Annotated in this window: 31 protein-coding genes; all 31 read right to left on the reverse strand. The window is 58.6% G+C overall.

What is annotated here, in order from left to right; translation table 11 throughout:
* Positions 1-191 precede the first annotated feature (191 nt).
* Complete coding sequence (gene rplQ, locus ABF990_RS03115) at positions 192-617, reverse strand: 50S ribosomal protein L17 (RefSeq protein WP_415491069.1); 426 nt, start codon at positions 615-617, stop codon at positions 192-194.
* Between the two features lie 31 nt (positions 618-648).
* The gene (locus tag ABF990_RS03120; protein ID WP_415491068.1) at positions 649-1,668 is read right to left on the reverse strand and encodes a DNA-directed RNA polymerase subunit alpha; all 1,020 of its coding nucleotides are present in this window, start codon (positions 1,666-1,668) and stop codon (positions 649-651) included.
* A 110-nt stretch (positions 1,669-1,778) separates the two neighbouring features.
* On the reverse strand, positions 1,779-2,171 hold the full coding sequence (gene rpsK / locus ABF990_RS03125; RefSeq protein ID WP_025826926.1) for a 30S ribosomal protein S11: 393 nt from the start codon (positions 2,169-2,171) through the stop codon (positions 1,779-1,781).
* A gap of 66 nt (positions 2,172-2,237) precedes the next feature.
* The gene (rpsM, locus tag ABF990_RS03130) at positions 2,238-2,615 is read right to left on the reverse strand and encodes a 30S ribosomal protein S13 (protein WP_415491067.1); all 378 of its coding nucleotides are present in this window, start codon (positions 2,613-2,615) and stop codon (positions 2,238-2,240) included.
* Positions 2,616-2,732: 117 nt separating this feature from the next.
* Positions 2,733-3,401 (reverse strand): adenylate kinase, encoded by a 669-nt coding sequence (locus ABF990_RS03135; protein ID WP_415500749.1) that lies wholly within the window; start codon positions 3,399-3,401, stop codon positions 2,733-2,735.
* Entirely contained in the window at positions 3,398-4,750 is a 1,353-nt protein-coding gene (secY, locus tag ABF990_RS03140) for a preprotein translocase subunit SecY (RefSeq protein ID WP_415491065.1), read from the reverse strand. The genes ABF990_RS03135 and secY overlap by 4 nt, the downstream gene beginning before the upstream one ends.
* 140 nt (positions 4,751-4,890) lie before the next feature.
* Positions 4,891-5,379: a 50S ribosomal protein L15 gene (gene rplO / locus ABF990_RS03145; RefSeq protein WP_415491064.1), complete on the reverse strand. Its 489-nt coding sequence runs from the start codon at positions 5,377-5,379 to the stop codon at positions 4,891-4,893.
* Between the two features lies 1 nt (position 5,380).
* Positions 5,381-5,566: a 50S ribosomal protein L30 gene (gene rpmD / locus ABF990_RS03150; RefSeq protein WP_415491063.1), complete on the reverse strand. Its 186-nt coding sequence runs from the start codon at positions 5,564-5,566 to the stop codon at positions 5,381-5,383.
* A complete protein-coding gene (rpsE, locus tag ABF990_RS03155; RefSeq protein WP_415491062.1) occupies positions 5,559-6,134 on the reverse strand; it encodes a 30S ribosomal protein S5 in 576 nt (191 codons plus the stop codon). The genes rpmD and rpsE overlap by 8 nt, the downstream gene beginning before the upstream one ends.
* A gap of 15 nt (positions 6,135-6,149) precedes the next feature.
* Entirely contained in the window at positions 6,150-6,512 is a 363-nt protein-coding gene (rplR, locus tag ABF990_RS03160; RefSeq protein WP_415500750.1) for a 50S ribosomal protein L18, read from the reverse strand.
* Positions 6,512-7,045: a 50S ribosomal protein L6 gene (gene rplF / locus ABF990_RS03165; RefSeq protein ID WP_415491060.1), complete on the reverse strand. Its 534-nt coding sequence runs from the start codon at positions 7,043-7,045 to the stop codon at positions 6,512-6,514. The genes rplR and rplF overlap by 1 nt, the downstream gene beginning before the upstream one ends.
* Before the next feature lie 13 nt (positions 7,046-7,058).
* Positions 7,059-7,457 carry a 30S ribosomal protein S8 gene (gene rpsH, locus ABF990_RS03170; protein ID WP_207844553.1) on the reverse strand — a complete coding sequence of 133 codons (399 nt, stop codon included), beginning with the start codon at positions 7,455-7,457 and terminating at the stop codon, positions 7,059-7,061.
* Between the two features lie 9 nt (positions 7,458-7,466).
* Complete coding sequence (gene rpsN, locus ABF990_RS03175) at positions 7,467-7,772, reverse strand: 30S ribosomal protein S14 (protein ID WP_207844551.1); 306 nt, start codon at positions 7,770-7,772, stop codon at positions 7,467-7,469.
* Between the two features lie 72 nt (positions 7,773-7,844).
* Entirely contained in the window at positions 7,845-8,414 is a 570-nt protein-coding gene (rplE, locus tag ABF990_RS03180) for a 50S ribosomal protein L5 (protein WP_415491059.1), read from the reverse strand.
* Positions 8,415-8,424: 10 nt separating this feature from the next.
* Entirely contained in the window at positions 8,425-8,745 is a 321-nt protein-coding gene (gene rplX, locus ABF990_RS03185; RefSeq protein ID WP_415500752.1) for a 50S ribosomal protein L24, read from the reverse strand.
* Entirely contained in the window at positions 8,745-9,113 is a 369-nt protein-coding gene (gene rplN, locus ABF990_RS03190) for a 50S ribosomal protein L14 (protein WP_207844545.1), read from the reverse strand. The genes rplX and rplN overlap by 1 nt, the downstream gene beginning before the upstream one ends.
* Positions 9,114-9,130: 17 nt before the next feature.
* The gene (gene rpsQ, locus ABF990_RS03195; RefSeq protein ID WP_415491056.1) at positions 9,131-9,400 is read right to left on the reverse strand and encodes a 30S ribosomal protein S17; all 270 of its coding nucleotides are present in this window, start codon (positions 9,398-9,400) and stop codon (positions 9,131-9,133) included.
* 11 nt (positions 9,401-9,411) lie between these two features.
* On the reverse strand, positions 9,412-9,648 hold the full coding sequence (gene rpmC, locus ABF990_RS03200; protein ID WP_415491054.1) for a 50S ribosomal protein L29: 237 nt from the start codon (positions 9,646-9,648) through the stop codon (positions 9,412-9,414).
* Position 9,649: 1 nt separating this feature from the next.
* Positions 9,650-10,066, reverse strand: a complete 417-nt coding sequence (gene rplP / locus ABF990_RS03205) for a 50S ribosomal protein L16 (protein ID WP_048852983.1) — start codon at positions 10,064-10,066, stop codon at positions 9,650-9,652.
* 18 nt (positions 10,067-10,084) lie between these two features.
* Entirely contained in the window at positions 10,085-10,762 is a 678-nt protein-coding gene (gene rpsC, locus ABF990_RS03210; protein WP_415499927.1) for a 30S ribosomal protein S3, read from the reverse strand.
* 3 nt (positions 10,763-10,765) lie between these two features.
* Positions 10,766-11,176, reverse strand: coding sequence for a 50S ribosomal protein L22 (gene rplV / locus ABF990_RS03215; RefSeq protein ID WP_207844537.1), 411 nt, complete (start codon positions 11,174-11,176; stop codon positions 10,766-10,768).
* Positions 11,177-11,184: 8 nt separating this feature from the next.
* Positions 11,185-11,463, reverse strand: a complete 279-nt coding sequence (gene rpsS, locus ABF990_RS03220) for a 30S ribosomal protein S19 (RefSeq protein WP_025860199.1) — start codon at positions 11,461-11,463, stop codon at positions 11,185-11,187.
* 13 nt (positions 11,464-11,476) lie between these two features.
* Positions 11,477-12,307 carry a 50S ribosomal protein L2 gene (rplB, locus tag ABF990_RS03225; RefSeq protein WP_415491052.1) on the reverse strand — a complete coding sequence of 277 codons (831 nt, stop codon included), beginning with the start codon at positions 12,305-12,307 and terminating at the stop codon, positions 11,477-11,479.
* 16 nt (positions 12,308-12,323) lie between these two features.
* Positions 12,324-12,620 (reverse strand): 50S ribosomal protein L23, encoded by a 297-nt coding sequence (locus ABF990_RS03230; protein ID WP_415491078.1) that lies wholly within the window; start codon positions 12,618-12,620, stop codon positions 12,324-12,326.
* Between the two features lie 35 nt (positions 12,621-12,655).
* Positions 12,656-13,270 (reverse strand): 50S ribosomal protein L4, encoded by a 615-nt coding sequence (gene rplD / locus ABF990_RS03235; protein ID WP_415491051.1) that lies wholly within the window; start codon positions 13,268-13,270, stop codon positions 12,656-12,658.
* Between the two features lie 4 nt (positions 13,271-13,274).
* Complete coding sequence (gene rplC, locus ABF990_RS03240) at positions 13,275-13,958, reverse strand: 50S ribosomal protein L3 (RefSeq protein ID WP_415491050.1); 684 nt, start codon at positions 13,956-13,958, stop codon at positions 13,275-13,277.
* Between the two features lie 10 nt (positions 13,959-13,968).
* The gene (gene rpsJ, locus ABF990_RS03245) at positions 13,969-14,277 is read right to left on the reverse strand and encodes a 30S ribosomal protein S10 (protein WP_007282720.1); all 309 of its coding nucleotides are present in this window, start codon (positions 14,275-14,277) and stop codon (positions 13,969-13,971) included.
* A gap of 105 nt (positions 14,278-14,382) precedes the next feature.
* The gene (tuf, locus tag ABF990_RS03250; RefSeq protein ID WP_415491049.1) at positions 14,383-15,573 is read right to left on the reverse strand and encodes an elongation factor Tu; all 1,191 of its coding nucleotides are present in this window, start codon (positions 15,571-15,573) and stop codon (positions 14,383-14,385) included.
* 86 nt (positions 15,574-15,659) lie between these two features.
* Positions 15,660-16,136, reverse strand: a complete 477-nt coding sequence (rpsG, locus tag ABF990_RS03255; protein ID WP_415491048.1) for a 30S ribosomal protein S7 — start codon at positions 16,134-16,136, stop codon at positions 15,660-15,662.
* 14 nt (positions 16,137-16,150) lie between these two features.
* Positions 16,151-16,522: a 30S ribosomal protein S12 gene (gene rpsL, locus ABF990_RS03260; RefSeq protein WP_003622698.1), complete on the reverse strand. Its 372-nt coding sequence runs from the start codon at positions 16,520-16,522 to the stop codon at positions 16,151-16,153.
* A gap of 332 nt (positions 16,523-16,854) precedes the next feature.
* Complete coding sequence (gene rpoC, locus ABF990_RS03265; RefSeq protein WP_415491047.1) at positions 16,855-21,030, reverse strand: DNA-directed RNA polymerase subunit beta'; 4,176 nt, start codon at positions 21,028-21,030, stop codon at positions 16,855-16,857.
* Positions 21,031-21,049 lie beyond the last annotated feature (19 nt).

The following is a 21,049-nucleotide window of genomic DNA, read 5'->3' on the forward strand; positions in this document are numbered from 1 at the left end:
CCCTGGCAGGCTATATACACACCACACATCGTGGGCTTCCAGCCTATCTCACACTCAATATGTGTGAAAATATAAAATTTCCTCTGTTTTTAAGAATTTACCGTGTTTCCACCATTCAAAATCGCCTGAACATAAAAAAAGCTGGCCCGATATTTCGAGCCAGCTTTTCCAAAAGCGAAACTGGAGCCAGATCAGGCCGCCAGGTCCTGCTTGTCTTCCACTTCCGGGCGGGGGCCGCTGTCCTGGCCCTTCGCGCTGACGTCGCGATCCACCAGTTCGATCAGCGCCATCGGAGCCGCGTCACCATAGCGCACGCCAGCACGCAGAACGCGCGTGTAACCGCCCGAGCGGGCCTTGTAGCGTTCGGCGATCGCTGCAAACAGCTTCCGAACGATCACATCGTCACGCAGCAGAGCATGGGCCTGACGACGGGCATGCAGATCGCCACGCTTGCCGAGCGTGATCAGTTTTTCCACCACAGGGCGAAGTTCCTTCGCCTTGGGCAGGGTGGTCGTGATCTGCTCGTGCTTGATCAGAGCCACAGCCATGTTGCGGAACATGGCTGCACGATGGGAAGAAGTAACGCCGAGCTTCCTGCCGGCAATACGGTGACGCATGGTTCAGTTCCTAGATGTCTTAAAAGTTGGCTTAAAACGGCTCATCAAGCCGCTTGGCCAGCTCTTCGATATTTTCCGGCGGCCAGGCCGGCACGTTCATACCCAAGGACAGCCCCATGGACGTCAGAACTTCCTTGATTTCGTTCAGGGACTTGCGGCCAAAGTTCGGCGTGCGCAGCATTTCCTGCTCACTCTTCTGAACCAGATCCCCGATATAGATAATGTTGTCGTTCTTCAGGCAGTTCGCACTCCGCACCGACAGCTCAAGTTCGTCGACCTTGCGCAGCAGATTGCGGTTGAACGGCAGATCATCTTCCGGCTCATCGGCCTGTACCGGACGCGGCTCGTCAAAGTTGATGAAGAGCTGGAGCTGGTCCTGCAGAATACGCGCGGCCAGAGCCACAGCGTCTTCCGGCGTTACCGCACCATTCGTCTCAACCGTCAGCAGCAGCTTGTCATAATCAGTGACCTGACCAACACGGGTCGGCTCCACCTTGTAGGACACGCGCTTGACCGGGGAATAGATCGCATCGACCGGGATCAGACCGATCGGCGCATCTTCCGGGCGGTTCGACGCCGCGGCAACATACCCCTTGCCGGTGTTGACGATAAATTCCATGCCAAGCTTCACGCCGTCATCCAGCGTGCAGATCACCAGATCAGGGTTCATGATCTCGATGTCATGACCGGTCTGGATCTGGCCGGCACGAACTTCGCCGGGGCCGGTTGCCGTCAGCACCATGCGCTTGGGCCCTTCGCCGTGCATGCGCAACGCCAGCTGCTTGATGTTCAGAACGATGTCGGTGACATCCTCACGCACACCCGCAACGGACGAGAACTCATGCAGCACGCCATCGATCTGCACCGCAGTGACCGCAGCGCCCTGAAGGGACGACAGCAGCACCCGCCGCAGCGCATTGCCCAGCGTCATACCGAAGCCGCGTTCCAGAGGCTCCGCCACAACCGTTGCGATACGGGCGGGCTCGACACCGGATTCAACTTCAAGCTTCTCTGGCTTGATCAGAGATTGCCAGTTTTTCTGAAGGACCAAGGTACCGGCCTTTCAATAGGAAAAATTACCGCAAGGCAGCAATTTCTCTGAAGTGGACACAACAACCGAAAAGCGGCCCCTGCGCTCGGGGCCGCCTTCCCGCTCAGGCGTTAGACGCGACGGCGCTTGCGCGGCCGGCAGCCATTATGCGGGACCGGCGTCATATCACGAATGGACGTAATGGTGAAACCAACAGCCTGCAGTGCCCGCAGAGCGCTCTCACGCCCCGAACCAGGACCGGAAACTTCGATCTCGAGCGTTTCCATGCCGTGTTCGCGCGCCTTGCGGCCGGCGTCCTCGGCAGCAACCTGCGCCGCATACGGCGTGGACTTGCGTGACCCCTTGAAGCCCTGAGCACCAGCGGACGACCAGGAGATAGCATTCCCCTGCGCGTCCGAGATGGTGATCATGGTGTTGTTGAATGTGGAGAGCACGTGCGCCACGCCAGAAATAATGTTCTTACGTTCTTTTTTGCGAACACGCGGTGTTGCGGCTTTCGCCATGTCTTTTCTACCTCAGCCCGTGCCCGGATCCTGCATATGCAGGCCGGGCTTTTAGCAAAAATTGGGTTAACGCGTGACTTTCTTCTTACCGGCGATCGCCACGGCCTTACCCTTGCGGGTGCGGGCGTTCGTGTGGGTCCGCTGGCCATGCACCGGCAGACCGCGACGGTGGCGCAGGCCACGGTAGCAACCCAGGTCCATCAGGCGCTTGATGTTCATCGCGACTTCACGGCGAAGATCGCCTTCCACGCGGTAATCGCCGTCGATCACTTCGCGCAGCTTCTGGATTTCGTCGTCGCTCAGCTCGTTCACGCGCTTGGCTTCGGAGATGCCCGTCGCCTTGCAGATGTCCACAGCCCTTGTTGCGCCAATCCCGTAAATATACTGAAGCCCGATGACAACCCGCTTGGTGGTCGGGACATTCACGCCGGCAATACGTGCCACGCCTTATACTCCTGTTCGCTCGCCATGTCGGCGAACGGCTCATAGCCCTTCGCTGGGCAAATTTCACTTGGTGGCCGCGAGATATACCGACCACCGGCACAAGTCAACGAAAACTGTTCACTTCTTCGTGAGCGCGTGGCTTTCCCCAAGCGCTGCTTCGATTTCCGCCGTGACCCCGGCAGCGGGAAGCATCCCGTTTATCGTGTGAAGAAGACCCATTTTTTCATAAAACGGTAGAATCGGCGCCGTCAGCTTCCGATACTCTTTCAAACGCTCCACTACCGTTTCACGCTTGTCGTCAGCCCGACGTTTGAACTCATGGCTACCGCAGGCATCGCACACACCGGCATGCTGGGGCGGGTTCGAAACGTCATTGTAAGTCCGGCCGCAATTCGCGCACGTAAAACGACCGGAAATCCGATCGGCCAGTATCTCCTCATCGACGTTCAGGAACAGCACGACATCAATGCCCTTCCCGTCCGCCTTGAGCATCTGGTCCAGTTCCTCGGCCTGCGCCACGGTGCGTGGAAACCCGTCGAGGATGAACCCCGTCTGGCAGTCCGGCTGGGCGATACGATCCTTGAGCATGGCAATGATCAGCGCATCCGGCACCAGCTTGCCAGCATGCATCAATGCCTTCGCTTCCTCTCCGATCGCAGAACCGCTGGCGACTTCCGCACGCAGCATGTCGCCGGTCGAGATCTGCACCAGGCCGTAGCGCTCTTCCAGCAGCTTGGACTGAGTACCTTTGCCCGCGCCGGGAGGCCCCAGAAAAATGATGTTCATCGCCGGATAATCCTCTGCTTCCTCGCCCCACGTCCCTTGCGCATCAACCCCTGGTACTGGTGCGCGACCAGATGGGACTGGATCTGCGTCACCGTATCGATAGTGACCGAGACAATAATGATCAGGCTTGTCCCGCCAAAATAGAACGGCACGTTATAGTGACTGATCAGAATTTGCGGCAGAAGACACACAGCCACCATGTAAGCAGCGCCTATGGTCGTCAGGCGGGTCAGGATCCGGTCGAAATACGATGCCGTCGCAGCACCGGGCCGCACACCGGGTATAAACCCACCCTGCTTGCGCAGGTTATCCGCAGTCTCTGCCGGGTTGAACGTCACAGCAGCATAAAAGTAAGAAAAGAAGATGATCATCAGCGCGTAGAACAGCATATAAAGCGGCTGCCCCTGCCCGAGTTCTTCCCCCAGGAAGGAGACCCAGCCAGGCAGCGATTTTCCGTTCATCAGCCCCGCCAGTGTCACTGGAATAAGCAACACGGATGACGCGAAAATTGGCGGAATGACACCGGCCGTGTTCACCTTGAGCGGCATATGCGTGGTGTCGCCACCGAACATCCGCTGCCCCATCTGGCGCTTGGGGTACTGGATCACCACACGCCGCTGTGCCTGCTCCATGAAGACGATGAACATGATCGTCACCGCGGCAAGAACCAGAAACAGCAAGACGAAAATGGGTGATAGCGCGCCGGTGTAGCCCAGTTCGAAAAGACTGGCCAAAGCATGCGGCAGATTGGCGACAATACCCGCAAAAATAATCAGGGATATGCCGTTGCCGACCCCTCGCGATGTAATCTGTTCACCCAGCCACATCAGGAACATCGTTCCACCGACAAGAGCGGTCACACAGGTCACCAGGAACAATGGCCCTGGATTGACCACCGCAGCCCCGCTTTGCACGTTCTCCAGCCCCAGGGCTATGCCATAGGCTTGGAAGACCGCGATCAGAACGGTCAGGTAACGCGTATAGGCGTTAAGTTTCTTGCGCCCCGACTCCCCTTCCTTCTTGAGTGATTCAAGAGAGGGAATGGCAGTCGACATCAACTGCACGATAATCGACGCTGAAATATACGGCATGATATTCAAGGCGAACACCGTCATGCGCCCAAGCGCACCACCGGTGAACATGTTGAACATGCCCAGAATACCGCCCTGATGCTGCGCAAGCAGCTGCCCCATAACGGTGGCGTCCACTCCGGGAACCGGAATGTAAGTGCCAAGCCGATAAACAATAAGCGCACCCAGCGTGAACCAGATCCGCTTCTTGAGTTCAGTTGCCTTGGCGAACGAGCCGACGTTGAAGTTGGCAGCCAGTTGTTCGGCCGCGGAAGCCATGCATCCGTCCTTTCACACAAACAGCGCCACCACGAGGTGTGGCGACGCTGGCATGTCGGCCCGAAAAATCCGGGCCGCATTTCCGATACGAACAGGAAAAAGGGAGAACAGTTACGATGACCGTTCTCCCCTGCCCATAATCAGGAGGCGCTGGCTTCTACCGCCGGGGCCGCCAGCAGCGTGATGCTGCCACCGACCTTTTCGATAGCCGCCCGAGCAGACGCGGAAACGCCCGACACTTCGAACGTCACGCTCTGTGTCAGTTCGCCTTCACCCAGGATACGCACACCGGCGTATTTGCCGGTACCGACCAGGCCAGCCTTCTTGAGAGCATCTTCCGTTACCGGAGCGGCGTTCTCAAGCTTGCCATCCGCCAGAGCCTGTTCGATCGCACCAAGGTTTACAGGCGCGTAAACCTTACGGAAGATGTTCTTGAAACCGCGCTTGGGCAGACGACGATAAATGGGAAGCTGACCGCCTTCAAACCCGTTCAGGGACACACCCTCACGCGCTTTCTGGCCTTTCACACCCTTACCGGAGGTCTTGCCCTTGCCGGAACCGATACCGCGCCCAAGGCGCTTCTTGCGGTAGCGAGAGCCTTCGTTATCGCGAAGTTCATTCAGTTTCATGTCAATCCTCCACCTTCACCAGGTGGGCTACCTTGCGGACCATACCCCGCGTAGACGGGGTATCTTCCAGAACCTTTTCGCGACCGATCTTGTTCAGACCGAGCCCGATCAGGGTTTCTTTCTGGCCAGGCTTGCGACCGTTGCCGGACGCGAGCTGCGTGACCTTGAAGGTTTTCTTCTCAGACATCAGCAGCCTCCCCACCGGCAGCCTGATCGCGCTTGCCGAAAATCTCAGCGACCTTCTTGCCACGACGGTTTGCAACAGCGCGGGGGCTGGCGCAACGCGTCAGGGCATCGAACGTCGCCTTGACCATGTTGTGGGGGTTCCGTGTCCCAAGGGACTTGGCCACCACGTCATTGATCCCGAGGCTTTCAAACACGGCGCGCATCGGTCCACCAGCAATGATACCCGTCCCGGCTTCCGCCGAGCGCAGGATCACCTTACCGGCACCGAAATGACCAGCCACGTCATGATGCAGCGTGCGCCCTTCTTTCATGGGCACGCGGATCATGGCGCGCTTGGCGCGTTCAGTCGCCTTGCGGATCGCTTCAGGCACTTCACGGGCCTTGCCAGCGCCAAAGCCTACACGCCCTTTCTGATCGCCAACGACGACCAGAGCAGCGAAGGCAAAGCGCCGACCACCCTTAACAACTTTCGCGACGCGATTGATGGTAACCAGCTTGTCTACCAGTTCATCAGCTTCGCGCTCACGCTCACGGCCGCCACGACCGCCTTCTCTTGGTTCACGAGCCATTGCGTGATCCTTTCCTCAGAAGGAGAGACCGCCCTCACGGGCCGCCTCCGCCAGGGCCTTCACACGCCCGTGATAAAGATAAGACCCACGGTCGAAAACAACCTGGGAAACGCCAGCCGCAACGGCACGCTGCGCAACCAGCTTGCCAACAGCACCGGCGCTGTCCTGCGTTGCGCCGGTTTTGAGTCCAGCGCGCAGTTCCTTATCCAGCGTAGACGCCGAAGCGAGAGTAAGACCCTGCGCGTCGTCGATAACCTGAGCGTAAATATTCTTGCCAGACCGGAAGACCGACAGACGAGGACGGCCACCAGCCTTGCGGCGAAGCTGGAAACGAAGGCGTGCGCGCCGCCGGTTCCGCAATTCCTGCTGAGTGCTCATTATTTCTTCTTGCCTTCCTTGCGACGAATGGTCTCCGTATCGTAACGCACGCCCTTGCCCTTATAGGGTTCCGGCTTGCGGTAGCTACGAATATCCAGCGCCACCTGACCCACACGCTGCTTATCAATCCCCTCCACCACAACGGCGGTCGGCCGCGGTGTGGAAATCTTGATACCAGCCGGGATCGGATAGACCACGTCGTGGGAAAAACCGAGATTAAGCACCAGATTGGAGCCCTGCACGGCCGCGCGATAACCCGTGCCATTGATTTCCAGGGTCTTGGAGAACCCTTCGGAAACACCTTTGACAGCAGATGCAATCAACGCGCGTGTGGTACCCCACATCATGCGAGCCTGACTGGCTGTACCGATCGGCTGCACAACAACCTTGCTATCCTGCAACTCGGCAGTGACATGCGAGGAAATCGGCAGGGACAACTCACCCAGCTTGCCTTTGACCTTGAACAGGCCATCCACGATGGAAACGCTGACCCCTGCCGGCACGTCCACGGGATACTTGCCTACACGTGACATGTATGTATCCCCCTTAGAATACGCGGCAGAGGACTTCGCCGCCAACATTGGCGGCCCGTGCCTCTACATCGGACAGAACACCACGCGGCGTGGACAGGATGGAAACACCCAGTCCGGCGCGAACGCGCGGCAGTTCCTTGATTTTCGAATAAACGCGACGACCAGGGCGCGAAACGCGCTGGATTTCGCGAATCACAGGCTCACCTTCGGCATATTTCAGCTCGATGTGAAGCTGAGCGATACCCTTGCGGATTTCCTCACGCTTGTAGCCACGAATATAACCCTCGCGCTGCAGCGCCTCAAGCACATTGGCACGCAGGCTGGATGCCGGAGCCACGCAAGAGTTATGACGCGCACGCTGAGCGTTACGAATACGGGTGAGCATATCACCCAACGGATCAGAAAGTGACATGTCCCGCCCTTACCAGCTTGCTTTCACCACTCCCGGAATCTGGCCGGTAGACGCCAGATCACGGAAAGCGATACGACACAGCTCGAACTTGCGGTAGTTACCGCGAGAACGACCGGTCAGCTTGCAACGCAGCCGAACGCGCACGCGAGAGCCGTTGCGCGGCAGTTCAGCCAGTTTCAGGGACGCGTCAAACCGGTCTTCCACGGGCAGAGACCGATCCATTACGATATTCTTGAGAGCAGTACGCTTCTCTTTATCCCGTGCCGCCATGCGCGCGCGCTTCGCATTACGCAGGATGGCAGATGTTTTAGCCATACAACTTTACCTCCGGAACCCTTCGAAAACCTTCGATGGTTTTCCAAGATCACACAATTAAGCCAGCCTGTATCACCCCACGAAGGGAAGATCAAATGCCTTCAGCAGAGCCTTGGCTTCCGCATCGGTTTTAGCGCTGGTTACAAACACGACGTCCATGCCGCGCACATCATCCACCTTGTCGTAATCGATTTCGGGGAAGATGATCTGCTCTTTCAGGCCCAGAGCGAAGTTGCCACGACCATCAAAGCCCTTCGTCGCAGGCAGGCCGCGGAAGTCGCGGATACGCGGCATGGCGATCGTCACCAGGCGGTCGAGGAATTCGTACATCCTGACCCGACGCAGCGTCACCTTGCAGCCGATCGGCAGACCTTCACGGATCTTGAAACCCGCGATCGCCTTCTTAGCCAGCGTCTTGACGGGCTTCTGGCCCGCAATCAGCGTCATTTCCGCGACAGCAGCATCAAGCTTCTTCTGGTCGCCCGCAGCTTCACCAACGCCCATGTTCAGGACGATTTTTTCAAGCCGGGGTACCTGCATTTCATTGCCGTAACCAAACTGTTCTTTCAGCTTGGCACGGAGTTCGTCCTTGTAGCGCTGCTGAAGGCGCGGAAGGGTACGACTTTCGTTATGCGCACTCATTCGAGGTCTCTCAGCCTTCCATCACTTCGCCAGTTGCTTTCGCAACACGAACTTTCTTGCCGTTTTCCAGCACCCGGAAACCAACACGCGTCGGCTTCTTGGATGCCGGGTCAACCAGCTTCAGATTGGAGAGATGAACGGGCGCTTCACGAGCAATGATACCGCCTTCCTCGCCCATGCGGGTCGCGCGCTTGTGGCGCTTGGCCACCGCAACACCACGAACAACCGCACGATCTTCGGAAGGACGAACCTCCAGAACCTCTCCCTGCGTCCCCTTGGAGGAGCCGCTGATGACGAGAACCGTATCGCCTTTTTTAATACGGGCAGCCATTACAGCACCTCCGGCGCCAGAGAGATGATCTTCATGAACTTTTTCGCACGCAGTTCACGCACGACCGGTCCAAAAATACGCGTGCCGATCGGCTCCTGCTGCTTGTTGATCAGCACGGCAGCATTCCGATCGAAACGGATGGCGCTCCCATCAGGCCGGCGCACGGGGTAAGATGTCCGCACGATAACTGCCTGGTGAACGTCGCCCTTCTTCACCTTCCCACGGGGGATGGCTTCCTTGACGGAAACGACGATCACGTCGCCGACCGAGGCGGACTTCCTCTTGGAACCGCCCAGCACCTTGATGCACTGCACCTGACGCGCGCCGGAGTTATCGGCGACCTCAAGGTTGGTCTCGGGATGGATCATAACCTGATATCCTTACGTTAGGCCGAAGCGACCGCTTCCGCGCCCACGGCGTCGCCGTTGCGGGAAACCACGGTCCACGTCTTGCGCCGCGAAATGGGAGGACATTCCTCAATCCGCACGGTATCCCCGACCTTGCAGATATTTTCTTCGTCATGCGCCGCGTACTTCTTGGAACGACGAATGAACTTCTTATACAGCGGATGCATGACGCGCCGATCAACAAGAACCGTAACGGTCTTGTCCATCTTGTCGCTGGTCACACGCCCGGTCAGGACGCGCTTGGGCATCGGCTAACTCCTCAGGCATTGGCGGCGGATGTTTTTGCACCCGCCACTGGCTTAGTATTTTGCGCGACAATCGTCTTGATGCGCGCAATTTCACGACGAACCGTACGGATACGGCTCAGGGACTCGTTCTGGCCCGTGGCCTGCTGGAAACGCAGGTTGAGCTGTTCACGCTTCAGCTCGACAAGCTGCGCCTGCAGCTCGTCGGCGCTTTTCGCACGCAGATCAGCCGGCTTTGTTGCCTTTGCCATATCACGCATCTCCAATTCGGGTCACGAACTTGGTCTTGATCGGCAGTTTTGCCGCGCCCAGAGCCAGCGCTTCACGCGCCAGTTCCGGCGGCACACCTTCGATCTCGAACAGGATGCGACCAGGCTTCACACGGGCCACCCAGTATTCCGGGGAACCTTTACCGGAGCCCATACGCACTTCTGCGGGCTTTGTCGAGACCGGAATATCCGGAAAGATACGAATCCAGACACGACCGGCACGTTTCATGGCGCGGGTGATGGCCCGGCGAGACGCTTCGATCTGGCGCGCAGTGATCCGTTCGGGCTGAAGCGCCTTGAGACCAAACGTACCAAAGTTCAGCGTGGTGCCGCTTTTGGCAAGGCCGTGGATCCGGCCTTTATGAGCTTTACGGAATTTTGTCCGCTTCGGGGAAAGCATTGTATTTTATCCCTCTCCTCAGCGCTGAGGAGCCTGTTCGGCCGCCCTGCGATCCTGGGCCAACGGATCATGGGCCAGAATTTCGCCCTTGAAGATCCAGACTTTCACGCCACACGCGCCATAGGTGGTCATGGCGGTTGCCGTGCCGTAATCAATATCGGCGCGGAGCGTGTGCAGAGGCACGCGGCCTTCGCGATACCACTCGATACGGGCGATTTCAGCGCCACCCAGACGACCCGAGCAGTTGATACGAATACCCTGCGCACCCAGACGCATGGCCGACTGAACGGCGCGCTTCATGGCGCGACGGAAAGCCACACGACGCTCAAGCTGCTGGGCGATGTTTTCGGCCACCAGGGTCGCGTCGATTTCCGGCTTGCGGATTTCGACGATGTTCAGCGCCACGTCGGTACCGGCCATACGGGTCAGTTCCTTGCGCAGAGCGTCAATGTCCTGGCCCTTCTTGCCGATCACCACACCAGGGCGAGCAGCGTAGATCGTCACGCGCGGCTTTTTGGCCGGACGCTCGATCACCACACGGGACACACCCGCACCCGCCAGCCGGCGACGCAGGAACACGCGCAGCTTCAGGTCTTCGTGCAGCAGGCGGGAATAGTCGCTGTCTGCATACCAGCGGCTGTCCCACGTGCGGTTGATACCGAGCCGAAGCCCGATCGGATTGACTTTATGTCCCATACCTCAGGCCGCCTTCTGCTCGGTGGAAGCCGCTTCAGGCTCAACCGCCCGCTCAGCTACAACAATCTTCAGGTGACTGAAAAACTTCTCAACGCGTGCGGAACGGCCACGGCCACGGGCGTGAAAGCGCCGCATGACAATGGACTTACCCACTTCGGCCGTCTTCACCACCAGCTGATCGACATCGAGCTGATGGTTGTTTTCCGCGTTGGCGATCGCGCTTTCCAGCGTTTTCTTCACCTGCTGGGCAATGCGGCGCTTCGAGAACGTGAGCGTCGCAATTGCCTGGGAAGCAGGTTTGTTACGGATCAGGCCGGCCACAAGATTGAGCTTGCGGGGGCTGACCCGAATGTTACGCGTGATAGCTTGCGCTTCTGTTTCCGCGAGCGTGCGCGGATGCTTCGGCTTGCTCATCTCTGGTCTCAGCCCCGCTTCGACTTCTTGTCAGCGCCATGCCCGTGGAACGTGCGGGTGGGAGAAAATTCGCCAAACTTGTGGCCAACCATGTTCTCCGTCACCTGCACAGGCAGGAACTTCTGACCGTTGTAAACACCGAATGTCAGTCCCACGAACTGAGGAAGAATCGTGGAACGACGTGACCAGATCTTGATCACTTCATTGCGGCCCGATGCGCGGGATGCCTCAGCCTTGTTCAGCAGATACCCGTCGACGAACGGACCTTTCCAGACGGAACGTGCCATCTTCTATTGCCCCTTACTTGCCGGTCTTCCGGCGACGGATAATCAGCCCGTCCGTCCGCTTGTTGACCCGAGTTTTATAACCTTTGGTGGGCTTGCCCCACGGCGTAACCGGATGACGGCCACCGGACGTACGTCCTTCACCACCACCATGCGGGTGATCGACCGGGTTCATAACCACGCCGCGGTTATGCGGACGACGACCCAGCCAGCGACCGCGACCGGCCTTGCCCATGTGCTGGTTCATGTTGTCGGGGTTCGACACCGCGCCAACCGTCGCCATGCATTCACCACGCACAACACGCAGTTCACCGGACTGGAGCTTGAGCTGGGCATAGCCCGCGTCCTTGCCCACCAGCTGTGCGTATGTGCCAGCCGAGCGCGCCATCTTGCCGCCAGCGCCCTGCTTCAGCTCGATGTTATGCACGATCGTCCCGACCGGAATGGCCGCCAGCGGCATCGCATTACCCGGCTTGATGTCAACGCGGGCGCCAGCGATGATGGTGTCACCCACCTTCAGACGCTGCGGAGCCAGGATGTAAGCAAGCTCACCGTCTTCGTACTTGATCAGCGCAATGAAGGCCGTACGGTTCGGGTCATATTCCAGCCGTTCCACCGTGCCGACAACGTCGAACTTGCGACGCTTGAAGTCAACATAACGGTAGGACTGCTTGTGCCCACCCCCACGAAAACGCGACGTGATACGACCGTTGTTGTTACGGCCACCCGTCTTGTTCTTACCTTCAGTCAACTGCTTGACCGGCTTGCCCTTCCAGAGGTCGGACCGGTCGATCAGAACCGTACCACGCAGGCTGGGCGTGACAGGATTAAAGTGCTTCAGTGCCATCAGTTTATACCCCTGGTCACGCCAGCTTTGCCGTCAGATCGATCGACTGACCTTCGGCAAGCTGAATAAACGCCTTCTTCACGTCGGAACGCTGACCCAGACGCCCTTTAAAGCGCTTGGCCTTGCCCTGCTGGATCAGGGTGTTGACGCCAACAACCTTCACCCCGAAAAGCGTTTCGACGGCGACCTTGATTTCAGGCTTACTGGCCGACATAGCGACCTTGAAAACAACCTGGTTCTTTTCGGAAAGCGCAGTCGCCTTCTCGGTAATCACGGGCGTGCGCACGATATCGTACAGCGCTTCCCGGGACAGACGCGCGGCTTTCTTGCGCACTGCAAGAATGTTGGTCATGCCAGGCGCTCCTTCAGTCCTTCAAGGCCGGCCTGCGTGATAGCCAAAACCTCGTGGTTCAAAATATCGTACACGTTCGCGCCAATGGTCGGCAGAACGTCGATACGCGGCAGGTTGCGCGCGGCACGCACGAAGTTCTCGTCCACCGCGCCATCCACGATCAGAGCGGATACGAGGCCGAGCCCCTTGAGCTTGACAGCCAGTTCGCTGGTCTTGCTCACGCCCGAAGCGGACTGCAGGACGATCAGCTTGCCGTCACGTGCTTTCTGCGACAGCGCCGAGATCAGACCCAGGCGACGCACCTTCTTGGGCAGGTCATAACCATGGTCACGAGACACGGGACCGTGCACCACGCCACCCGTACGGTACTGCGGAGCACGCAGGGAGCCCTGACGGGCGCTACCGGTGCCTTTCTGGCGGTACGGCTTTTTGGTCGTGCCGGAGACTTCACCCATGCCCTTGACCTTGTGCGTACCGGCGCGGCGCTTGGAAAGCTGCCAGTGCACGACACGCGCCATGATATCCGCACGGGGTGCGACGGCAAAAATCTCGTCAGGCAGCGTGGCAGAGCCAGCGTTGCCGTTATCAAGTGTCTTGATTTCGATTTCCATGACCTCAGCCCTCCGCCGTCACAAGGCCGGCCGGGTACGGCGCGTCACCATGGCGGGCTTTTTTGATCGCGTCACGGATGAGAACGACACTGTTCTTGGCGCCGGGAATGGAGCCACGAACCATGATGAGATTCTTTTCCGGATCGATCGCAGCGATTTCCAGATTCAAGGTGGTCACGCGTTCATCGCCCAGGTGACCGGCCATTTTCTTGTTTTTGAAGGTCTTGCCGGGATCCTGGCGGTTACCCGTCGAACCATGCGAACGGTGCGAAATGGACACACCGTGCGAGGCTTCCAGACCGGCAAAATTCCAGCGCTTCATGGCGCCAGCAAATCCCTTACCCTTGCTGGTCCCCGTCACGTCGACCTTCTGGCCGACCACGAAATGGGATGCAGACAAAGTAGCGCCGATTTCCAGCGCGGCATCAGCCGCCACACGGAATTCACGGAGCACTTTCTTGGGCTCGACCTTCACGCGGGCAAAATGGCCACGATTGGGCTGTGTTACATTCTTCACCTTGGCCTTGCCCATGCCAAGCTGAACGGCAACGTAGCCGTCACGCTCTTCCGTGCGGGCATCGACCACCTGCACGTCATCAACATGCAAGACGGTGACGGGCACATGCGTGCCATCTTCCTTGAACAGTCGGGACATACCCAACTTCTTTGCGATCAATCCGGTGCGCATCGTCTGGACCTTAGAGTTTGATCTCGACATCCACGCCAGCGGCGAGGTCGAGCTTCATGAGAGCGTCCACGGTCTGCGGAGTAGGCTCAACAATATCGAGCAGGCGGCGATGAGTCCGAATTTCGAACTGTTCGCGGCTCTTCTTGTCAACGTGAGGAGAACGGTTAACCGTAAACCGTTCGATATGCGTCGGCAGCGGGATAGGACCCCGAACCCGCGCACCCGTACGCTTCGCCGTGTTTACAATCTCCTTCGTGCTGTTGTCGAGCACGCGGTGATCGTACGCTTTCAGGCGAATGCGGATGTTCTGGTTGTCCATTTGTTTCTTAGTCCAACACTTAACTTGCCCGGGAAACCCGGCCGCCAAGTAGAACCCCGGCCGAACAACTCAGCCGGGGCCACTCAGTCTCGTATCCGTTATCGATTACTCGACAATGGTAGCAACAACGCCAGCACCAACCGTGCGGCCGCCTTCGCGGATAGCGAAACGCAGACCTTCGTCCATGGCGATCGGAGCGATCAGCTCCACGTCCATGGCGCAGTTGTCGCCCGGCATCACCATTTCGGTGCCTTCGGGCAGATGCACAACACCCGTCACGTCCGTCGTACGGAAGTAGAACTGCGGACGATAGTTGGTGAAGAACGGAGTATGACGACCACCTTCTTCCTTCGTCAGGATGTAGGCTTCAGCCTTGAACTTCTTGTGCGGCGTGATGGAGCCGGGCTTGGCCAGAACCTGACCGCGCTCGACGTCTTCACGCTTCGTGCCACGCAGCAGCGCGCCGATGTTGTCGCCGGCTTCACCGCGGTCAAGCAGCTTGCGGAACATTTCGACACCGGTCACGGTCGTCTTCACCGTCGGCTTCAGACCAACGATTTCGATTTCGTCGCCGACGTTCACAACACCACGCTCGACACGACCCGTCACCACGGTGCCACGACCGGAGATCGAGAACACGTCTTCGATCGGCATCAGGAACGGACGGTCAACCGGACGCTCGGGCTGCGGAATGTAGGAGTCAACAGCGTCCATCAGGTCGAGAACGCGGTTTTCGCCAATTTCCGGGTCGCCATCTTCGAGGGTCACCAGAGCGGAACCCTTGACGATCGGCACATCGTCGCCGGGGAACTGATAGGAAGACAGAAGTTCACGAACTTCCATTTCCACCAGCTCAAGCAGTTCGGGATCGTCAACCTGGTCGACCTTGTTCAGGAAGACAACCAGAGCCGGAACACCGACCTGACGGGCCAGCAGGATGTGTTCACGGGTCTGCGGCATCGGGCCGTCAGCAGCGGACACAACCAGAATCGCGCCGTCCATCTGCGCCGCACCCGTGATCATGTTCTTCACGTAGTCAGCATGGCCGGGGCAGTCGACGTGCGCATAGTGACGCTTGTCGGTTTCGTATTCCACGTGGGCGGTGGAGATGGTGATGCCACGAGCGCGCTCTTCGGGAGCGGCGTCGATCTGGTCATACGCCTTGAAAACAGCGCCACCCTTCTTTGCCAGCGTCTTGGTGATGGCTGCCGTCAGGGAGGTCTTGCCATGGTCGACGTGACCGATGGTGCCGATGTTGCAGTGCGGTTTGTTCCGCTCGAATTTAGCCTTAGCCATTGTCTACTCCATACCCCAAAAAATTCGGGCTGCAGTTGTTACAAGCACGCTTTCCCCACCGAGGAGAAAAGCGGAACCTTCATGGATTACCAGCGATAGTGACTGAACGCCTTGTTGGCTTCCGCCATACGATGCGTGTCTTCGCGCTTCTTCACGGCCGCACCGCGATTGTTCACGGCGTCAAGCAGCTCGTTGGACAGACGGTCCTGCATGGTGTTTTCACCACGCTTGCGCGCAGCGTCAATCAACCAGCGGATCGCCAGCGCCTGGCGGCGGTCTGTGCGAACTTCGACCGGCACCTGGTAGGTGGCGCCACCGACACGGCGGGACCGCACCTCAACAGCCGGCTTCACGTTATCCAGCGCGCTGTGGAACAGCGCAATCGGATCGGACGCATTGCCACTACGGCGTGCCATGGCATCAAGCGCGTCATAGACGATCTTTTCTGCGGTGGACTTTTTACCATCGTACATCAGGGCGTTCATGAAACGCGTGATGACGATATCTCCGAACTTCGGATCGGGAAGGATCTCGCGCTTTACGGCGCGATGACGGCGACTCATACCTGGACTTCCTCTTACTTCGGACGCTTGGCGCCATAGAGCGACCGCCGCTGGCGCCGCTTGGCGATACCCTGCGTATCGAGAACACCACGAAGGATGTGATAACGAACACCCGGCAAGTCCTTCACACGACCGCCGCGGATCAGCACAACACTATGCTCCTGAAGGTTATGACCTTCACCCGGAATATAGCTGACCACCTCATAGCCGTTCGTCAGACGCACCTTGGCGACTTTACGCAGTGCGGAGTTCGGCTTCTTAGGTGTCGTCGTGTAGACGCGGGTGCAAACACCGCGTTTCTGGGGGCACCCTTGCAGCGCGGGCACTTTATTGCGCTTCACCGCAGGCTTGCGCCCCTTGGCAATGAGCTGGTTGATGGTCGGCATGCGCCTTTCCCGATCCTTACACAATTCGGCCGGCCAGTCCTGTTCCGACTGCCGACTTTCATTAAAAAGATCCCATTCGGCATTCGCCAGAATGAGGCTATATTGACATCCGGCTCCGCTTCCGCCGGAAGCCGACCGCATGCTTGAAACTCGTACAGAAAACCTGCCTGCTCGAACCAACCCGAGGGATGGCCGTAGCTGAGGGCTGCTAACTAACCCTCCCCCCCATGGAAGTCAAGCTTTGCCTGACGATTCTCTTACCCATTCATAAGAGACACAAAAAAAAGGCCGGAACAGGTCCGGCCTTTTTTCGTAATCGTATCGCTTTAGCCTTATTCGGCAGCAGAACGGCTGACGCGCTGACGGTCCTGCTCCGCGGCAATCGCCCGCAGGCGCTTCATGACACTGCCCGTACCGGCCGGGATAAGACGACCGACAATCACGTTTTCCTTCAGCCCCATGAGCCTGTCGACCTTGCCGGCTGTTGCCGCCTCGGTCAGCACGCGCGTGGTTTCCTGGAAGGACGCGGCAGAAATGAAGGACTGGGTCTGCAGGGATGCCTTTGTAATACCCTGCAGCACCGGCATGGCCAGTGCAGGACGCTCACCGGCGTTCAGGCACTTGGTGTTTTCCATGTCGAACTCGATCCGATCAACAGTTTCGCCGATGAGGTAGGTCGTATCGCCAGGCTCCAGAATTTCGACCTTCTGAAGCATCTGACGTACGATCACCTCGATATGCTTGTCGTTGATCTTCACGCCCTGCAGACGATAGACATCCTGGATTTCGTTGATGAGGTAATCGGACAGCGCCTCAACCCCCATCACCTTCAGAATATCGTGCGGCACGCGGGGGCCGTCGACCAGCGGATCGCCCTTTTCGACAAAGTCACCTTCCTGAACGGAAATATGCTTGCCTTTGGGGATCAGGTATTCCTGCTCGTCGCCGGACTCATCGTTTTTGACAACGATGCGGCGCTTGGACTTGTAGTCCTTGCCGAATTCCACACGCCCTTCCATCTCCGCGATGATCGCGTGATCCTTCGGACGCCGGGCTTCGAACAGCTCGGCCACGCGCGGCAGACCACCCGTAATATCACGGGTCTTGGAGCCTTCACGCGGCAGACGGGCCAGCACGTCGCCAGCCGCCACCGTCGCCCCGTTTTCCACCGAAAGCAGCGTTTCGGGGGAGAGGAAGTAGCGGGCGTCGGAACCGTTGTCGAGCTTCACCACCTCGCCGTTGGCATCCTTGAGCTGCAGACGTGGGCGCAGGTCAACGCCCTTGCCTGCCTGCTTGTAGTCCACCACCACCTTGGAGGTCAGACCCGTAACTTCGTCCATACGCTCGACAAGCGTGATGGAGTCAATCAGGTCGAGATATTCGACCTTACCGGCCTTCTCGGTAATGATCGGCAGGGTGTAGGGGTCCCACTCAGCCAGCTTCTGGCCACGTGTCACCTGTGCGCCATCGGTAATGAGCAGCCGCGCGCCGTAAGGCACACGGTAACGGGCTTTTTCTGCGCCGTTCTCATCGGTCAGCAGCACTTCGCAGTTACGTGCCATGACAATCGGCACGCTCTGGCTGTTATGGACCACGTTGCGGTTACGGATAACCACCCGCCCTTCACGCGATGCCTCGATCATCGATTGCTCGGCACCACGCTGCGCCGCACCACCGATATGGAAGGTACGCATGGTCAGCTGGGTGCCGGGTTCACCGATGGACTGTGCCGCGATAACACCCACAGCTTCACCGATGTTGACCGGCGTGCCACGGGCCAGATCGCGGCCATAGCACGCGCCGCAAACACCCACACGGCTGTCGCAGGTCAGGACAGAGCGGATATGCACTACTTCCACCCCGGCGGTTTCAATCCGCTCGGCATCGGCTTCATCGATCAGGTGGTTGCGTGCGAGCAGCACCGTTCCCGTTGCCGGGTCAATAATGTCGCTCGCCACCGTGCGGCCCAGGATCCGTTCGGACAGGGAAGCCACAACCTCACCACCGTCCATGACGGCACGAACGGTCAGACCGCGCTCACTCCCGCAATCTTCCTCGATGATGATGCTGTCCTGCGCCACGTCGACCAGACGGCGGGTCAGATAACCCGAGTTCGCCGTTTTCAGCGCGGTATCGGCCAGCCCCTTACGTGCACCATGGGTGGAGGTGAAGTAGTCGAGAACCGACAGGCCTTCCTTGAAGTTGGCGATAATCGGCTGTTCGATAATTTCACCGGACGGCTTGGCCATCAGGCCACGCATACCGGCAAGCTGCTTCATCTGCGCCGGCGACCCACGGGCCCCGGAATGGCTCATCATCCAGACGGAGTTGATGGGCTTGCCGATTTCCTGACGCGAGATTTCCTTGGTCATGGCGGCCTGCACTTCATCCGTGCAGCGTGACCAGGCATCCACCACCTTGTTGTAGCGTTCACCAGCCGTAATCAGACCGTCCTGATACTGCTGTTCGAACTCTTTGACTTCGGTGGCGGTACGATCGACCAGCTCCTTCTTTTCCGCCGGGATGATCATGTCATCCTTGCCAAAGGAAATACCGGCCTTAGCCGCGTGGCGGAAACCAAGCGCCATGAGACGGTCGCAGAAAATGACCGCTTCCTTCTGACCGCAATGACGATAGACCGTGTCAATCACGTCGGAGACGGCTTTTTTGGTCAACTGGCGGTTGATCAGCCCGAAAGGCACGGCCTCGTTCCGGGGTAGGATCTGCGCGATCAGCACGCGACCGGGCGTGGTGATCGCCGTTTCATAACCCACCTTGCCGTCCGCATCCACACGCTCGATCCGCGCGCGGATCTTGTCATGCAGCTTCAGTGCGCCAGCGCTGAGCGCGTATTCAACTTCCTTGACGGACGCGAACGTCGTGGCGCCAGCAGCGATCAGTGCGCCTGTCTTGTCGTCATACTCGCTACGATCGGGCGTCGCCTTGAACTCGGGCGTTTCGAGGCTGAGGTAATACAGCCCCAGAACGATATCCTGAGACGGTACGATAATCGGCTTGCCGTTCGCGGGGCTGAGGATGTTGTTGGTCGACATCATCAGCACGCGGGCTTCAAGCTGGGCTTCCAGGCTGAGTGGCACGTGCACCGCCATCTGGTCACCGTCGAAGTCGGCATTGAACGCGGTGCAGACCAGCGGATGAAGCTGGATGGCCTTACCTTCGACCAGAACCGGCTCGAACGCCTGGATGCCCAGACGGTGCAGGGTCGGCGCGCGGTTCAGCAGCACGGGGTGTTCGCGAATGACTTCTTCGAGAATATCCCACACTTCGGGACGTTCTTTTTCCACCATCCGCTTGGCGGCCTTGATGGTGGTCGCGTGACCGTATTTTTCCAGCTTGGCATAGATGAACGGCTTGAACAGTTCGAGCGCCATCTTCTTGGGCAGACCGCACTGATGCAGCTTGAGTTCCGGACCCACCACGATAACCGAACGACCGGAATAGTCGACGCGCTTACCCAGAAGGTTCTGACGGAAACGGCCCTGCTTGCCCTTGAGCATGTCGGACAGTGACTTCAGCGGACGCTTGTTCGCGCCCGTGATGGCGCGACCGCGACGGCCGTTGTCGAACAGTGCATCGACCGCTTCCTGCAACATGCGCTTTTCGTTACGCACGATGATATCGGGCGCACGCAGTTCCATAAGCCGCTTGAGACGGTTGTTACGGTTGATGACGCGACGATACAGGTCGTTCAGGTCGGACGTGGCGAAACGTCCGCCATCCAGCGGCACGAGCGGACGCAGTTCGGGCGGAATGACCGGCACCATGTCCAGGATCATCCATTCCGGGCGCGAGCCGCTTTCCGCAAACGCCTCGATCAGCTTCAGGCGCTTGACCAGCTTCTTGCGCTTGGCCTCGGACGTGGTTTCCTTGAGTTCCTGGCGCAGTTCGACCTTTTCGGCGTCGCAATCGATGCGCTCGAGAACTTTCTTGATCGCTTCCGCACCGATTCCGACTTCGACACCTTCGTCGCCGTATTCATCCATGGCGTCGAGATATTGTTCCTCGGTCAGCAGGGAATACTGCTTGAGCGGAGACGTGCCGGGTTCGAGAACCAGATAGCTTTCGAAATAGAGAACCTTTTCCAGATCCTTCAGAGTCAGATCGACCATCAGCCCGATGCGGCTGGGCAGAGACTTCAGGAACCAGATATGGGCAACAGGGCTTGCAAGCTGGATATGGCCCATGCGTTCACGACGCACCTTGGCCAGCGTGACTTCAACACCGCATTTTTCGCAGATGATGCCACGGAACTTCATCCGCTTGTATTTGCCGCACAGGCATTCGTAGTCCTTGATGGGACCAAAGATGCGCGCGCAGAACAGGCCGTCACGTTCGGGCTTGAACGTACGGTAGTTTATGGTCTCGGGCTTCTTGATTTCACCAAAGGACCAGGACCGGATCTGCTCGGGTGAGGCAAGCTGGATCTTGATCTGGTCAAAGGTCATCGCCTGGCCGGTCTGGCCAAGAATTTTCATGAGTTCATTCATGTGCAGAAGCCCCCAGAGG

The organism is Acetobacter sp. (assembly GCF_047723915.1).
GTDB lineage: Bacteria > Pseudomonadota > Alphaproteobacteria > Acetobacterales > Acetobacteraceae > Acetobacter.

Coding starts and splice junctions, on each gene's coding strand:
- rplQ (WP_415491069.1), bottom strand. CDS start 617: ATGCGTCACCGTATTGCCGGCAGGAAGCTCGGCGTTACTTCTTCCCAT.
- rplE (WP_415491059.1), bottom strand. CDS start 8,414: ATGAGTGCGCATAACGAAAGTCGTACCCTTCCGCGCCTTCAGCAGCGC.
- ABF990_RS03135 (WP_415500749.1), bottom strand. CDS start 3,401: ATGAACATCATTTTTCTGGGGCCTCCCGGCGCGGGCAAAGGTACTCAG.
- rpsK (WP_025826926.1), bottom strand. CDS start 2,171: ATGGCGAAAGCCGCAACACCGCGTGTTCGCAAAAAAGAACGTAAGAAC.
- rpsE (WP_415491062.1), bottom strand. CDS start 6,134: ATGGCTCGTGAACCAAGAGAAGGCGGTCGTGGCGGCCGTGAGCGTGAG.
- tuf (WP_415491049.1), bottom strand. CDS start 15,573: ATGGCTAAGGCTAAATTCGAGCGGAACAAACCGCACTGCAACATCGGC.
- rpmC (WP_415491054.1), bottom strand. CDS start 9,648: ATGGCAAAGGCAACAAAGCCGGCTGATCTGCGTGCGAAAAGCGCCGAC.
- rplN (WP_207844545.1), bottom strand. CDS start 9,113: ATGATCCATCCCGAGACCAACCTTGAGGTCGCCGATAACTCCGGCGCG.
- rpsQ (WP_415491056.1), bottom strand. CDS start 9,400: ATGCCCAAGCGCGTCCTGACCGGGCGTGTGACCAGCGACAAGATGGAC.
- rpsH (WP_207844553.1), bottom strand. CDS start 7,457: ATGTCACTTTCTGATCCGTTGGGTGATATGCTCACCCGTATTCGTAAC.
- rplD (WP_415491051.1), bottom strand. CDS start 13,270: ATGGAAATCGAAATCAAGACACTTGATAACGGCAACGCTGGCTCTGCC.
- rplP (WP_048852983.1), bottom strand. CDS start 10,066: ATGCTTTCCCCGAAGCGGACAAAATTCCGTAAAGCTCATAAAGGCCGG.
- rplR (WP_415500750.1), bottom strand. CDS start 6,512: ATGAGCACTCAGCAGGAATTGCGGAACCGGCGGCGCGCACGCCTTCGT.
- rpmD (WP_415491063.1), bottom strand. CDS start 5,566: ATGTCTGAGAAGAAAACCTTCAAGGTCACGCAGCTCGCGTCCGGCAAC.
- rplV (WP_207844537.1), bottom strand. CDS start 11,176: ATGAGCAAGCCGAAGCATCCGCGCACGCTCGCGGAAACAGAAGCGCAA.
- rpsS (WP_025860199.1), bottom strand. CDS start 11,463: ATGGCACGTTCCGTCTGGAAAGGTCCGTTCGTCGACGGGTATCTGCTG.
- rpsN (WP_207844551.1), bottom strand. CDS start 7,772: ATGGCTAAAACATCTGCCATCCTGCGTAATGCGAAGCGCGCGCGCATG.
- rplB (WP_415491052.1), bottom strand. CDS start 12,307: ATGGCACTGAAGCACTTTAATCCTGTCACGCCCAGCCTGCGTGGTACG.
- rplX (WP_415500752.1), bottom strand. CDS start 8,745: ATGGCTGCCCGTATTAAAAAAGGCGATACGGTTCTCGTCATCAGCGGC.
- rpoC (WP_415491047.1), bottom strand. CDS start 21,030: ATGAATGAACTCATGAAAATTCTTGGCCAGACCGGCCAGGCGATGACC.
- secY (WP_415491065.1), bottom strand. CDS start 4,750: ATGGCTTCCGCGGCCGAACAACTGGCTGCCAACTTCAACGTCGGCTCG.
- rpsJ (WP_007282720.1), bottom strand. CDS start 14,277: ATGGACAACCAGAACATCCGCATTCGCCTGAAAGCGTACGATCACCGC.
- rplC (WP_415491050.1), bottom strand. CDS start 13,958: ATGCGCACCGGATTGATCGCAAAGAAGTTGGGTATGTCCCGACTGTTC.
- rpsL (WP_003622698.1), bottom strand. CDS start 16,522: ATGCCGACCATCAACCAGCTCATTGCCAAGGGGCGCAAGCCTGCGGTG.
- rpsC (WP_415499927.1), bottom strand. CDS start 10,762: ATGGGACATAAAGTCAATCCGATCGGGCTTCGGCTCGGTATCAACCGC.
- rplF (WP_415491060.1), bottom strand. CDS start 7,045: ATGTCACGTGTAGGCAAGTATCCCGTGGACGTGCCGGCAGGGGTCAGC.
- rplO (WP_415491064.1), bottom strand. CDS start 5,379: ATGAAACTGAATGAACTTCGCGATAACGAAGGCTCTCGCTACCGCAAG.
- rpsG (WP_415491048.1), bottom strand. CDS start 16,136: ATGAGTCGCCGTCATCGCGCCGTAAAGCGCGAGATCCTTCCCGATCCG.